Consider the following 13,493-nt stretch of genomic DNA (forward strand, 5'->3'; position numbering starts at 1 on the left):
TTGAGAGCATCGTGACAGACAGCAGAATCACCGCCCTGGTCGTCGGTTGCGGCATCATCGGCCGGCATCACGGGGTCGTCCTGACCAAGCATCCGTCGTTCACCGTCACCGGGTTGGCGGATCCCGATCCGGCCATGCTCGACTCGGCGTCCGCGGCGATCGTGAGTGCGGGTGGCACCGCGCCGACGGCGTACGAAAGTCTCGCTGAGGCCCTGGAGGCCCGCGCGGCCGAGGTAGTGATCATCTGTACGCCGAGCGGGCTGCACCTCGACCAGGCGCTGGCGGCACTCGAGTACGACGTCCATCTGGTGATCGAGAAGCCGCTGGACGTCAGCGTCGAGCGGGCACGTCAACTGGTCGACGCCGCGGAGCAAGCAGCCGACCGGGGCCGGTGCGTCTCGGTCATCAGCCAGCACCGGTTCAATCCGGCCAATGTGGTTGTCCGGGACGCCATCGAGTCCGGAGCGTTCGGGCAGATCACCTCGGCGACGACGACCATGGCCGCGCACCGCAGTCAGCGGTACTACGACCAGGGAGCCTGGCGTGGAACCTGGCGCATGGACGGCGGCGGCGCCGTGATGAACCAAGGGATACACCATGTCGACCTGCTGCGCTGGTTGCTCGGCCGACCCGTCGAGATCGCCGCCCACACAGCCCAGCTCGGCCACGAGCGCATCGAGATCGAGGACACCGCCACCGCGACGATCCGGTTCGAGTCCGGGGCATTGGCGACGCTGCTGTGCACGACGGCGGTCTATCCGAGCGTGCCGACCCGGCTCCAGGTCCACGGTTCCCGGGGCGCCGCGATCGTCGACGACTCGCGGCTGGAGTTCTTCCATGCGCTCGACGGCGGACCCGACCACGCCGAGGATCCCGAGAACCAGGCTCCGCAACGCGTCGAGGCCGGCGAACTGCGGTCGAGCCCTCGAGCCGCAGACTTCTTCGTGACCGGGCATCTTCGCCAGTACGACGACATTGCCGACGCCATCACCAACAAGCGACCGCCGGTGGTCACCGTCACCGAGGCCCTGCTCTCTCTGGCGCTCGTGCGGGCCATTTACCTCTCGGCCGCCCTTGGCGCGCCGGTGAGGTTCGACGACGTCCTGGAAGGAATGGTCGAGACACACGGCGCCTCGGCCGTGGGCTCCATCGGCGGAGCGATCTGACGCACGGATGAGCGGACGAGAACAGCCGCCGGTCTCGTTCCACGAGATCGTCGCCCAGCGCGCCGAGACCAGACCGGACGACGAACTCGTCCGGCTGGTCGGTGCGCCCGGTTGGACCGCGGCCGACCTGTGGGAGCGCGGTCTGGACTTTGCCGGTGGTCTGTCGCGGTACGCCGGTCCGGGTGACGCGATCGCGACCTGCCTTCCACCGGGTCCGGAGGCGATCGCCGTGACGACCGCGCTCTCGGCGCTCGGAGCGGTCGAGCTACCTCTCAGCGCGGACATGGACGACGACTGGGTCCGCACCCTGAAGCAGACGATGAACTGCACAACAACGGTGACCAGCAACCTCGGTCACCTGGTGGTCGAGCACGGAGACCCAGTGCTGTTGGACGACTTGATTGCCGATGGGCATCGGATCTCCCCGCACAAGAGCGCGCCCGGTGACCCGGCCGCCGTCATGACCACGTCCGGAACGACCGGACGGGTGAAAGGCGCGCTGCTCCCGGTGGCCGCCGGGCCTGGTCAAGCAAGCCGTGTCCAGCGCGCCATGCGGTACGACGCATCCGACGTGCTCTACAGCTTCTTCTCCTGGCACCACATCAACGCCCGGCACGCAGCTTTCCTGCCGGCCGTCCTGTCCGGAGCCCGTCTGGTGATCGGCCCACGATTCTCGGCCTCCAGGTTCCTCGACACCGTCCGGGCCGAACGCGTGACCGCCTTCAACTTCATGGGGGCCGTCTGCGCGCTGCTCCTCCGCCAGCCGTCGTCGGATCGCGACCGCGATCACCTGATCCGCCGTGCGTACGGCGGTCCTGCGCCGGAACACCTGTTCCACGCGATGCGCGACCGCTTCGGCATCACCTTGCTCCAGGCGTATGCCTGCACAGAATTGGGCGACGTGGCAACGACCTCCACGGCTGAGATCCGTCCGGGCGCAGCCGGCCGACCGGTCCCCGAGTACGAACTGAAGATCGTCGACAACGAACTGCTCGTCCGTCCTCGGCAGCCGGATCTGACGTTCTCCAGGTATGTCGGCGACCCGGCGGCCACCGGACACGCTTGGCGCGACGGCTGGTTCCACACCGGCGATCGGGTCCGTCTCGACGACGGCTGGCTGTACTTCGAGGGCCGGAGCGCGGACGTCGTACGGCGCCGTGGCATCAACATCTCACCCGACGCGGTCGAGGACGAGGTGCTCGCGGTCGTCGTACCACTGCCCGGCCGTGTTCTCGATCCCGCCGCGGTACGACGCCATTGTGCCGGGCGGCTGCCCCGGCACGCTCTCCCGCGCTATGTCAGTTTCCAGTCCTCGCTCCCACGTAACCCCAATCTCAAGGTGTCCAGGGCAGCGCTGCGGTCCCGCGGCGTGACGCCTGACACCTGGGATGCCGAATCGGAGAATCCATGAGTCGCCTTCGTGTTCTCGACCTGACCGACGACCTCGCCCGGTCCACCGGCCGGCTGTTCGTCGGAATGGGCGCCGACGTCATCAGGATCGAACGGGAGCGGACGACCGACCGAGCGGATCGGCTGCACTGGCACGCGGGCCAGCGCGTACTGCGATCACCCGACGACGCTGTGCTCGACGTAGTACTGAATCGGCTGCTGCCCGGCGCGGACGTCGTACTCGAATCCGGGCCACTCGACCAGCTCCGCACGCTCAAGCGGCGCGGACCGGCCTGGCAGCACGTCGCCCACGTCGTCGTCACGCCGTTCGGCACCTGGGGACCGTGCAAGTCGTGGCGGGCCGACGATCTGGTGGCCACCGCAGCAGGCGGGATGGCATGGCTTGGAGGTACGCCGGGCGAGGCGCCTGAGCCGCCACCACGAGAGCAGGCCGGACAGCTGGCCGGAACCCATGCGGCGATCGCGGCCATGCTCGCACTGATCGCGAAGCAGCACACCGGCGTCGGCCAGCTCGCCGAGATCTCCGTCCAGGAAGTGGTGGCCGCGACGTTGGAGACCGGCGCGATCGCCTGGATCCACGCAGGCACGATCCCGGGCCGGACGTCCGGGGTGTACGGCCACGTCGCGCATCGCGTCTTCGCAGCCAAGGACGGCTACCTGGCCGGTGGCTACTCCGGCCCGAACCGGATGTGGGACGACCTGCTCGCCTGGATGGCAGACGACGGCGCGGCCGCGGACCTGACCGAGGAACGCTGGCAGGACGCGGCCTACCGCTGGGAGCACCGGCCGTACGTCGACGAAGTGGTCGGCGCGTTCGTGGCCCGGCATACCGCCGAGGAGATCGCCGCCGGCGCCCGCGACCGCGGATTGCCTTGGGCAACGGTCGCCGCACCGCCCGATGTACTGGCGAATCCGCAGCTCCTCGATCGCCAGTTCTTCCTCGACATCGACACCGCGTCCGGGCCGGTCCAGGACGTCGGCTTCCCCTTCGGACGTCGGCCGGCACGGTTACGCGAACCACAGGACGTCGATGCGACTGTGCGCTGGCTGGACCGCGAGCCCACCGCGCCGCCGAGCCGCCGCACGACGCGAGGCGCAGCCCTCGACGGTGTCCGGGTTCTCGATCTGACCTGGGTGCTGGCCGGACCGTATGCGACCAAGCTGCTCGCCGAGCACGGCGCGGACATCATCAAGGTCGAGTCGATGCACCGGCAGGACCCCACGCGGTTCGCTCCGTCGATGCGGTTGCGGCCGGATGCGACGTACGACGACAGCGGCTACTTCCTGAACTTCAACCGGAACAAGCGGAGTCTCGCCCTGAACCTGCGCACGCCGAGAGGTCAGGAGTTGCTGCGGCGACTGGCTTCCACGGTCGACGTCGTGATCGAGAACTTCAGCCCAGGCGTTCTGGATCGCTGGGGTCTCGGCTACCAGCACCTGCGCGAGATCAACCCGAACGTGGTACTCGTGTCGATGGCAGGCGTCGGGCAGACCGGCCCGTGGCGAAAGGCAGTCACCTTCGCGGACACTCTGGCCGCGATGTCCGGACTGACCTACGAGACCGGCCGGCCGCCACAAGGCCTGACGTTCGGCCTCGGCGACATGGTCGCCGCGAACGCCGCCGCCCTCGCCACCTTGGATCTCCTGCACCAAGGTGTCGGAGGCCACGTCGACCTGTCTCAACTCGAAGCCATGGCTGCCCACCTCGGCCCGGCTGTCCTCGAACCCCACCAGCTACGGGACGGTTCGCGCATCCTCCGGACCGCAGGCGACGACCGCTGGATTGCGATCGGCGCTGTGCCCGACGACGCACTCGCCGCAACGATCGGCACCACCGTGTCGGATCTCGCCGACTACGTCGCGCAGCAAGACGCCGACACACTCGCGGCCCGGCTCCAGGCCCTGAACATCCCGGCCTACCCCGTCCGCGACGGTCGTGACCTGGTCGAGCACGATCCCCAACTGGCCGCCGGCAACTTCTACCAACTCCTCGACCACCCGATCGCCGGCCCGGTGCTGCACGAGGGCATGACTGCCCACCTCCACAGCACCCCGGGCGGTCTCCGGCACCCTGCGCCCTTACTGGGTCAGCACACCGACGAACTGCTCACCGAGCTGCTTCATTTCACCCCTGAGCAGCTCGCAGATCTGCACGACGAAGGAGTCCTCGAATGACCGACGGCTTCCGGATCCGGTACGACGGGCCGATCGCGACGCTGACCATCGACAACGGGCCGGTGAACACGGTGGATCCGGGCCTGGTCGAACGCCTGATCGCCAGCCTGCCGGACCTGACCGAGGATCCCGGTGTGCGATGCATCGTTGTCCGGGGCAAGGGCAAGGTCTTCGTCGGAGGCGCCGACATCACCGTGATGCGGAGGCTGGAACCGGAGACCTACCGGGCGATGCGGCGGTGGGTCGAGGTGCAGCGTGCGCTGGAACTGGCGCCGAAGCCGGTGATCGCCGCGCTCAACGGTCACGCGCTCGGCGGCGGCGCAGAACTCGCACTGGCCTGTGACCTCCGTATCCTGCATGCCCGCGCCACCTTCGGGTTCCCCGAGACGCGGCTGGGTATTTTCCCCGGCGCCGGCGGCTCACAACGACTGCCACGGCTGATCGGCCCGCACCGGGCCAAGCGGCTGATCATCGATGGCACCCGGCTGACGGCCGAGCAGGCACTGGCCGAGGGCGTGGTCGACCTGGTGGCAGGTGACGACTTCGACGAAGTGGTCGACCGCGAGGCCGCCCGCATGTCCGAGTTGCCGACTGCAACCATCGGGTTGGTCAAGCAGGTCATCGACCGCGGCTGGGGGCTACCGATGGACGAAGCCATGGTTGTTGAGGAGAAGTTCGTGCTGCGCAACCTCGAGCTCGACGACGCAGCCGAAGGGCTGCAGGCCTTCCTGGACAAGCGGTCCCCGAAATTCACCGGCCGCTAGTTGATCTGACCTGTGGCGGCGACCTTCGCCATCACCTCGGCCAGCGCGGCGGCGTACTTCGCGGTGTCGGCCCGGAACGTCGGCGCCGTGATGGACAGTGCCCCGAGCGGCAATCCGCTGCTGCCGAAGATCGGCACCGCCACCGAGCAGTAGCCGATCGCGGTCTCCTCCAGCTCAACGGCGTACCCGGCGGTCTGGATCTTCCGCATCTGTTCCCGGAGCATCCCGGGCGCGATCACGGTCGACGGCGTCAGCCGTTCCAGCGGCCGCGCCAGAACCTCCTCCAGCAGGCTCGGTGCGGAGAAGGCCAGCAGCGCCTTGCCGGTCGCCGTGCAGTGCAGCGGCATCCGGCCGGCGATCCGCGACGGCTTCGTCGCCTGCGCGTTGCCCGCGATCTTCTCCAGGTAAAGGATCTCGAGCCCGTCTCGAACCACCAGGTGCACGGTCTCCTTGACGGTGTGGTGCAGACCCTCCATGTACGGCCGGATGACGTCGCGCAGGACCCGGAACCGCGGCACCCGCGAGCCGAGTTCGAAGGCCCGCATACCCAGCCGGTATTCCGCACCAGACCGCTCCAGCATCCCCCATTCGAGCAGCTCCTGCGCCAGCCGGTGCACCGACGCCTTGGAGATCCCGGTACGGCGCGACAGCTCCGACAACGAAAGGTCGATGTCGTCGAGCTCGAAGGCCTCCAGGATCAGCCGGGTCTTGCCCAGCACACTGTTGGCCCCCTCTCCGAGGCCTTCGCCGTACCGGCGCGGGCTCACCTCTTCCACAGCTGAAGAGTAGGCGTATCTCAGTTGATCTGGTGGGTCAGCGCGACCTTCCGGCTCACGGCAGTCAGGGCCTCCGCGTACCGCGCGCAGTCCGCCCGGAACGTCGGCGCGGTGATCGACAGCGCGCCGAGCAGCAGACCGCTGCTCCCGAACAGCGGTACGGCGACCGAGCAGTAGCCGATCACCGTCTCCTCCAACTCCACTGCGTGACCGGCCGAGCGGATCTTGCGCACCTGCTCCCGCACCGCGCCAGGCATGATCAGAGTCGACGGAGTCAGCCGTTCGAGCGGCCGTGTGAGAACGTCCTCCAGCAAGGCCGGTGGTGAGTACGCGAGCAGGACCTTGCCGGTCGCCGTGCAGTGCAGCGGCATCCGGCCGGCGATCCGCGACGGCCGCGCCGCCTGGGGACCCCCGGCGATCTTCTCGAGGTACAGCACCTCCAGCCCGTCGAGCACCGCCAGGTGGACGGTCTCCTTGACGACGTGGTGCAGGTTCTCCATGAATCGGCGTACCTCGTCGCGCAGCACCCGGAAACGCGGCACCCTGGAGCCCAACTCGAACGCACGCATCCCGAGCCGATACTCCGCCCCGGACCGCTCGAGCATCCCCCACTCCAGCAACTCCTGGGACAACCGGTGCACCGACGCCTTGGAGATCCCGGTACGGCGGGACAACTCGGACAGCGACAGGTCCAGCTCGTCGATCTCGAACGCCTCGAGTATCAACCGGGCCTTGCCCAGCACGCTGTTCGCCCCGGCCCCGAGACCATCGCCGTACGGGCGTGCGCGCGGAACGTCCATGTCAGTTCCCTTCGACGAACAGCACGGTCCGGACGAGGACCTCGACCAGGCGACGCATCTCGCGCAGGTCGGCGAGGTTCATCCCCGCGGTGAAGTCGGGCGGCTCCCCTGCCGGGGTGAGTGGCACCTTCGGCATCCCGACCCGCGCGGTCGGCACTCCGCGCATGCGCAGGATGTTGGCGTCGGTCGCGCCGCTGTTCGCCATGATCGGGACATGCCGCTCCCCCGCGACGGCCTCCCAGGCGCCCACCGCCGCCCGCACGATCGCTGCACCGGGCGACGTGTGCGATGCGGGTACGGCGGCAACCTGCGTGACCCGTAGGTCGGCCCCTAGCTTCTCACCGACGCGTTCGACCTCTGCTCGAACCTCCCGCGTGACGCCGGCCGGCGTCTGTGCCGTGGTGATGCGCAGATCGAGCCGAAGCCGGACCAACGCGGCAGTCGCTGCGGCAAGGCGGTCCGATCCACCGCTGATCGAGGACACGATCCCTTGCGGCCGCATCGTCGCGTGCTCGTGACGATCGGCGTACTCGTCCAGCCATGACTCGAGATGTCCGGCCACCTCACCCGCGAGCGCGACCGCGTTGCGGTACGGCAGCCGGTGCCGGCTCCCGGCGTACGTGTGGATGCCGGGCACCAGGACGTCGAGCCAGACCAGCCCTACCTCCTCGTGCGAGACGTTCCAGCCCGGCTTCGCGATCACCGCGTGGTCGGTGCTGAACCCACGTTCGAGCAGGAACGCGGCACCGACTCCATGGCCGGTGTTCTGCCGTCCAGGCACCCCGGCACCGTCGAGGGCGAAGCTCGGCATACCACCAGCACCGAACCCGCCGACGACGTCGCCGGGCAGCTCGACCCCCGAGCGCGCGAGCGCCTCCAGCGTGGCCAGAACGCAGGCCGCGTGGCCCTTGGGATTGCCGGCTCCCAACCCCTGTACGAGGTCACCGGACACGACCGCCCGCGGCAGCATGTCCGGCCGCATCGCGAGTGCTGCCGACGGTACGTCGTACGCCGGATCGCCGGTGGTGAAGGTGTCGAGCGGGGCATACAGCAGCGTGGACGGGCCGGCACCGCCGGGCACCGTGCCGACCGCGTTCGCCTGCAGGTCGTCGAGCGGCTGCAACTGAGCGGCAACCCCATGATTCGTCAGCCGATCGACGATCCAGGCGGCGATCCTGCCTTCCGCGCCGGTCGGGCTCGGGATGTCGACCATCCCGCAGATCGCCTCCGCCAGGCGGTCACGGGTGACGTGCTCCATCACCCGCGCCACCGCCTGTTCGGAGGTCATCGTCACGTCCTCGGCAGGATGACGGCGCGGCCGCTCAGGCCGCCGGTCGCCAGCAGTTTCAGCGCTTTCGGCGCGTCGTCCATCGCGAACGACTCGACCTGTAACGTCAGCTCGCCCTTCGCGAGGAGCTCGGCGAGCAGGGGCGCGCAATCGCGGGCCGCGGTCTCGCGCCGGATCATGTTCACCGGCAGCAGCGCCACGTCGTCGAGCAACCAGCTCGGCACATCGAGAGCCAGCTCCTTGCCGGCGACGTACCCGACAACCACAGCGCGCCCGCCCGGCCGTACCCAGCGCGAACGCTGGGCGATCGCCTGCCCGCCGAGCGTGTCGACGAGCAACGTGGCCGGCCGTTCCTTCAGCAGCTCCGCCGCCCGCTCCTCGTCACCAAGGTGGACGGGCTCGACGCCGGCGGGCAGCGGGTCGGCCTGCGCTGGGTCGACGACACCTAGCACCGTGCAGCCTGCCCGCACCGCGAGCTGCGCGACCATCGAACCGACGGCCCCCGCGGCACCAGCCACCACCACAACCTCGTGTTCGACGTTCCCGAGGCCGGGCCAGGCTCCGATCCGGGCGACGTCGTACAGGGCGGTGTAGGCGGTCGTGGTCGGGACAAAGTACGTTGCGCCGACCTCGGGTGGCAGGTCGGCCGGCAGCGGTGTCGCCGCCTTGCGTGTGGCCACGAATTCGGCCCACGTGCCGTCGCGCAGCAGACCCAGCCCGCCACCTCGGAGGACGACCCGGGTGCCTGGTTCGTACACGTCGGAGGAGACGACCGTCCCGCACCCCTCGACGCCGCCGATGTAGGGCAGCGCGGGCTTGAGATCGAAGTCTCCACTCGCAACGGTGAGGTCGAGATGAGCCACTGCGGCTGCCTCGACCCGGACCAGCGTCTCGCCGTCCTTCGGCGTCGGGGGCGCGACATCCTCGACCACCGGATCGGCGCCCCACTCGTGGACCCGGACCGCGCGCATCAGCGCACCGGGTGTTTCGCGAGGAATTCGAGGCTCAGTTCGTTGTACCGCGCGGCCTGCTCGTGCTGTGGCCAGTGACCGCACTCGTCGAAGATCACCAGCTCCGACCCGGGGATCGCCTCGTGCATGTGGTTCGCCTCGGGGACCTCGCCGAACGGGTTGTTCCGCCCCCACACCACCAGCGTCGGAACGGTGATCTGGGCCAGCTGCTCAGGACGCAGGACGTTGCGCAGCCGGACCTCCATGTTCTGCAGGCAGAGCAGGTTGTCGATGTTCTCGACGAAGTCGGGCTGGTGGTAGATCGCGTGCCGAACCGCGACGAGCTCCTCGGTCGCGTCGGCCGGGTCGGCCATCAGCAGCCGCAGCCGCGCCCGGGTCAGCTCGACGTCGTCGCGGGATACGGCCTCTCGTGTGCTCGTCCGGATCCGCTCCATCACCTGCGGGTTCGCCACCGTTCCGCCCGCGCACAGCAGCTGCAGTGAGGTGATCCGGTTCGGTACGTCGATCGCCGTACGGGCGCCGACCCAGCCGCCGAGGGACTCGCCGACGATGTGCGCCGATTCGATGCCGACGGCATCCATGTAGGCCAGCAGGTGGTCGCGGTAGCGCGGGATCTCGTACGGATGGTCCGGCTTGCCGGTGTAGCCGTGGCCGAGCATGTCGATGGCGTGGCACGCGTACCGCTCGGCGTGCGGGCCGAGATTGCGGGTGAACGCCTCGAGGTGCCCGCTGGTGCCGTGCAGGAAGATCACCGGCTCACCGGCTCCGGCCTGCAGCGACCGGGTCGGCACACCGCCGGCGTCGACGGTCGTGAGCCGGAACCCGGTGCCGGCCGGTCCGGCCAGCTCGGTCCAGATGGTCTTGGCAAGCGTCATATCGGTTCCTCCAGTGGTCAGCTGTGCTGGTTGATCCGGTGGATCTGGGTGTTGCTGCGGGCAAGCAGTTTGCGCAGGACGACGACGAGCGCCGGCACCGCGAGAACGGCGAGAATCTTCCTCATGGTTCTCCTACAGAACGCAGGAAGCCGTCGACGACGGCGTGGTAGGCGGCCGGTCGTTCCTCCTGCAGGTGGTGGGACACGTGATCCATCACGTGCAGGTTTCCGCGCGGCACCATCCGCGACAGCATCAACGGGTAGTCGGGCGTCAGGAATGCGTCCTCGCGTCCCCACACGAACAGCGCGGGCGCCGCGATCAGCGGCAACTCGTCGGTGAGGTCCTGCCAGTCGCCACGTGGTGAGTCCGACATCGCGGCCAGTTCCTGCTCGCCCGGATCCAGACTCTGCTGGTAGCGCAGGTCGACAGTCTCCTCGGGCAGGCGGTCCGCGTCGTACCACTCGAGCCTGGTGATCAGGGCGCGCATCTTGTCCCGTGTCGGGCCTTCGCCGCCGTAGTAGATGTCACGGGCAGCACGGCCGCGGTGGCCTCGCTCCGGCAGCGGAGCAAGCGGTCCGTAGAAGACCGGCATACTGCCCGTGATGACGAGGGAACGGACACGCTCCGGGTAGCGTGCCGCCAGGCAGAGAGCGATGGTTCCGCCCCACGAGTTGCAGATGAAGTCGGCCTGCTCGATGCCCAGCTCGTCCATGAGGGCGACGGTCTTGGCGGCGTGGAAGTCCCACATCGGCCCGGTGATCCGGCACTTGTCGGACTTGCCGTACTGCAGGATGTCGACGATCACACAGTGCCGATCGGCCGCGAAGTACGGCGCAACCGGGCCGAAGTCGCTCCAGCCGGTGCAGCCTGGGCCGCCACCGTGCAGGAAGATCGTGTCCGGCCCCTGGCCGAGATCATGGAAGTGGTAGGTGACACCGTCCGCCTGAACGAACCGGCTCTCCGGTGCGGGGCCTGCCGGCGGTGCGGATCGTCGGGTCGGCGCGGCGGTCATCGGCGGACCTCCGAAGGATCGATGACGGCCGCACCCATGCCGGTGAGCCACTCGGGCATCGGTGCGTAGGCGAGGCGCCGACCGGCCGCGAAGCCGAGGGCGGCGGCCATCACCAACCAGGTGCGGAGTTCCTGGCCGCCGTTCCCGGCGACCGCTTCCAGCTCAGCCGAGGTCATCGCGGCGTAGCGCCGCAGCTCGCCCCGCTCGAGATCGGAGAGGAAGGCCTCGTCGAACTCGGGAAAGATCGTCGGCCGGGCGGCCACGATGATCTCCCGGCGGCGCTGGTCGTACCGCTCCCACTCACCCCGCCCGTTGAGCCAGGCCTCGACCAGGAACGCTTCGTCCTCGCCGTCGGGATCGGTCCAGTCACTCGGCCACGGCAGCTGATGCGACAGCCCGCCCGACGCGATCACCACGACCCGCTGGTCCCCCGGCACGGTCGCCAACCGCTCGCCGAGCTCGACACAACGAGCCAGCGTCGGCAGCGGCTGCGCGAACACATTCACGACCAGCGGGACGACCGGTACGTCGATACCGTCCAGCAGGTACTGGATCGCGTGCGACTGCCCGTGATCGATCTGCATCCGCGCGGAGATCGCGACCTCGGTACCGCCCTCGACCAGGTGCGTGGCCAGCGTCTGCGCGAAGACCGGGTCGGTCTTCTGCGGGCCTTTCGGCGTACCGGACTCGCCCGACGCGATCACCTCACCGACGCCGAGGGTGAAGGACGGGATCAGGTCCAGCCAGAAGCCCCGGAAGTGGTTCGATCCGACGATCACCACCACGTCGGGACGGGCGTCGGAGATCGCCTGCCTGGCCTCGGACAACGCGTCCCGGAAGGCCTTCGCCCGATCCGCGTGCACGACCTGGTCCCAATGGGTGTTCATCAGGGTCGAGTGGGATGCCCCGACGCCGAGCACGATCTCAGTCATCGGCGAGCTCGATCCCCTCGGCGCGCAACCGGTCGACGCGGTCCTCGGTGACGTCCTCGGCGAGCTTGCGCCATTGCAGCAGCGAGTCGTCCGGGCGGTACAGCTTCTCCGGCGGTGCGTCGGTCACCTCGACCATCCACTTGTCCTGGCCGGAGAACTGGCCGTGGAACAGCCAGCGCACCGCGCCGAGGTACTTGGCGTAGAAGGGCAGCGTCTTCAGGCCCTTCTTGAAGTCCGCCATCACACCGACGTACAGATGGTTGTCCTCGTCAACGGGTGTGTAGAACTCGTAGTGGATGAACGTCGGGTACGCGATCCGCAGAACCCCGGGCATGCTCACCGACGCGAAGCCGGGGAACTCCTGCGCCGCGATCACCGGATTGGTCTCGCGATGCGTCGAGGTGTTGCCGATGTTCTTGGTCTCCTTGGGCGGCCTCAGCTTGTACCAGGCCTTGCCGCTCCAGTGCCCCAGACCCGGGAAGTCGGCATCCCAGAACTGCTCCTGCTGCACCCGGTAGATCCAGCGGCCGCGTTTCACGATCCGCGTCGTGTTCCAGACCGGCATCGGTTTGAACAACCGCCACAACGCCGTCCGGTGCAGGTACTTCGCGTGGCCCTCGTCGTACCCGTTCTCGCAGGCGAACCGCCAGTTGCCTTCCCGCGGCTGGATCCGGGCGCCCAGCACGGCCGCGTTGGAGACCAGCTCCTCCGGCAGTTGCTCGTCGATCGGATGCGGCTTCTCACCGTCGCCGACGTACACCCAGACCATGCCGAGGCGTTCTTCCACGTCGTACGTCGGCTGCGTCACCTTCCCGCAGATCGGCGACTGCGGGCCGTCGGTGATCGCGGCCTTGAGGTCGCCGGTCTCCAGGTCGAACGTCCAGCCGTGGTAGACGCAGGACACCGTGCCCGGGAACTGTTTGTTGCCGTAACTCAACGGGACACCACGGTGCGGGCAGCGGTCCTTCATGCCGAACACCTTGCCGTTGTCGCGGATGACGAACAGCCGCTCACCGAGCAGAGTCACCTGGCGCGGCTTCTCGCCCACCTGGGAGGAGAAGCACACGGGGTACCAGTAGCCGCGGAATCCGGCCTTGGCGGCCTGATAGTGCGGCCAGCTGGACCAGTCCTGACGGCCGGGCAGCCGACCGGCCCGATGCTTGCGCACCTGCCTCTTCTGAACGGTGTCGGTCACGTCAGCTCCACTGGTCGTCGCGATCGGTGAAGTGAGCACATCATCGGCTCGGAGCCCGACCAACAAGTTCGGTTCGCCTGACGGAACACCCCGGCCGGCGGCGGCGAATTCGGGCCGCCGGTCCGGTGA

Annotated in this window: 12 protein-coding genes; 4 read left to right on the plus strand and 8 right to left on the minus strand. The window is 68.7% G+C overall.

Features of this window, described 5'->3' with window-relative positions:
* Positions 1-11: 11 nt before the first annotated feature.
* The 4 genes from E0H92_RS42980 to E0H92_RS42995 are packed head-to-tail and all read left to right on the plus strand — an operon-like array spanning position 12 to position 5,515.
* Positions 12-1,166, plus strand: a complete 1,155-nt coding sequence (locus E0H92_RS42980) for a Gfo/Idh/MocA family protein (RefSeq protein WP_202874124.1) — start codon at positions 12-14, stop codon at positions 1,164-1,166.
* A 7-nt stretch (positions 1,167-1,173) separates the two neighbouring features.
* Positions 1,174-2,577 (plus strand): AMP-binding protein, encoded by a 1,404-nt coding sequence (locus E0H92_RS42985; protein ID WP_131500366.1) that lies wholly within the window; start codon positions 1,174-1,176, stop codon positions 2,575-2,577.
* Entirely contained in the window at positions 2,574-4,751 is a 2,178-nt protein-coding gene (locus E0H92_RS42990) for a CaiB/BaiF CoA-transferase family protein (protein WP_131500367.1), read from the plus strand. Before E0H92_RS42985 ends, E0H92_RS42990 begins: the two co-directional genes overlap by 4 nt.
* Complete coding sequence (locus tag E0H92_RS42995; RefSeq protein ID WP_131500368.1) at positions 4,748-5,515, plus strand: enoyl-CoA hydratase/isomerase family protein; 768 nt, start codon at positions 4,748-4,750, stop codon at positions 5,513-5,515. The genes E0H92_RS42990 and E0H92_RS42995 overlap by 4 nt, the downstream gene beginning before the upstream one ends.
* Here the strand turns inward: E0H92_RS42995 and E0H92_RS43000 are convergent.
* The 8 genes from E0H92_RS43000 to E0H92_RS43035 form a co-directional block, all read right to left on the minus strand.
* Complete coding sequence (locus E0H92_RS43000) at positions 5,512-6,291, minus strand: IclR family transcriptional regulator (protein ID WP_131500369.1); 780 nt, start codon at positions 6,289-6,291, stop codon at positions 5,512-5,514. The genes E0H92_RS42995 and E0H92_RS43000 overlap by 4 nt on opposite strands.
* Before the next feature lie 20 nt (positions 6,292-6,311).
* A complete protein-coding gene (locus tag E0H92_RS43005) occupies positions 6,312-7,091 on the minus strand; it encodes an IclR family transcriptional regulator (protein WP_131500370.1) in 780 nt (259 codons plus the stop codon).
* 1 nt (position 7,092) lies between these two features.
* Positions 7,093-8,379: a zinc-binding metallopeptidase family protein gene (locus tag E0H92_RS43010; RefSeq protein ID WP_131500371.1), complete on the minus strand. Its 1,287-nt coding sequence runs from the start codon at positions 8,377-8,379 to the stop codon at positions 7,093-7,095.
* A 2-nt stretch (positions 8,380-8,381) separates the two neighbouring features.
* Complete coding sequence (locus E0H92_RS43015; RefSeq protein WP_131500372.1) at positions 8,382-9,350, minus strand: quinone oxidoreductase family protein; 969 nt, start codon at positions 9,348-9,350, stop codon at positions 8,382-8,384.
* Positions 9,350-10,225 carry an alpha/beta fold hydrolase gene (locus tag E0H92_RS43020; protein ID WP_131500373.1) on the minus strand — a complete coding sequence of 292 codons (876 nt, stop codon included), beginning with the start codon at positions 10,223-10,225 and terminating at the stop codon, positions 9,350-9,352. The genes E0H92_RS43015 and E0H92_RS43020 overlap by 1 nt, the downstream gene beginning before the upstream one ends.
* Positions 10,226-10,346: 121 nt before the next feature.
* On the minus strand, positions 10,347-11,237 hold the full coding sequence (locus tag E0H92_RS43025; protein WP_131500374.1) for an alpha/beta fold hydrolase: 891 nt from the start codon (positions 11,235-11,237) through the stop codon (positions 10,347-10,349).
* A complete protein-coding gene (locus tag E0H92_RS43030) occupies positions 11,234-12,169 on the minus strand; it encodes a DODA-type extradiol aromatic ring-opening family dioxygenase (protein WP_131500375.1) in 936 nt (311 codons plus the stop codon). The genes E0H92_RS43025 and E0H92_RS43030 overlap by 4 nt, the downstream gene beginning before the upstream one ends.
* On the minus strand, positions 12,162-13,364 hold the full coding sequence (locus tag E0H92_RS43035; protein ID WP_202874125.1) for a Rieske 2Fe-2S domain-containing protein: 1,203 nt from the start codon (positions 13,362-13,364) through the stop codon (positions 12,162-12,164). Before E0H92_RS43035 ends, E0H92_RS43030 begins: the two co-directional genes overlap by 8 nt.
* Positions 13,365-13,493: the final 129 nt, after the last annotated feature.

The sequence above is a fragment of the Kribbella speibonae genome, assembly GCF_004331375.1.
Lineage (GTDB): Bacteria > Actinomycetota > Actinomycetes > Propionibacteriales > Kribbellaceae > Kribbella > Kribbella sindirgiensis.

Coding starts and splice junctions, on each gene's coding strand:
- E0H92_RS42985 (WP_131500366.1), top strand. CDS start 1,174: ATGAGCGGACGAGAACAGCCGCCGGTCTCGTTCCACGAGATCGTCGCC.
- E0H92_RS42990 (WP_131500367.1), top strand. CDS start 2,574: ATGAGTCGCCTTCGTGTTCTCGACCTGACCGACGACCTCGCCCGGTCC.
- E0H92_RS42995 (WP_131500368.1), top strand. CDS start 4,748: ATGACCGACGGCTTCCGGATCCGGTACGACGGGCCGATCGCGACGCTG.
- E0H92_RS43005 (WP_131500370.1), bottom strand. CDS start 7,091: ATGGACGTTCCGCGCGCACGCCCGTACGGCGATGGTCTCGGGGCCGGG.
- E0H92_RS43010 (WP_131500371.1), bottom strand. CDS start 8,379: ATGACCTCCGAACAGGCGGTGGCGCGGGTGATGGAGCACGTCACCCGT.
- E0H92_RS43015 (WP_131500372.1), bottom strand. CDS start 9,350: ATGCGCGCGGTCCGGGTCCACGAGTGGGGCGCCGATCCGGTGGTCGAG.
- E0H92_RS43020 (WP_131500373.1), bottom strand. CDS start 10,225: ATGACGCTTGCCAAGACCATCTGGACCGAGCTGGCCGGACCGGCCGGC.
- E0H92_RS43025 (WP_131500374.1), bottom strand. CDS start 11,237: ATGACCGCCGCGCCGACCCGACGATCCGCACCGCCGGCAGGCCCCGCA.
- E0H92_RS43030 (WP_131500375.1), bottom strand. CDS start 12,169: ATGACTGAGATCGTGCTCGGCGTCGGGGCATCCCACTCGACCCTGATG.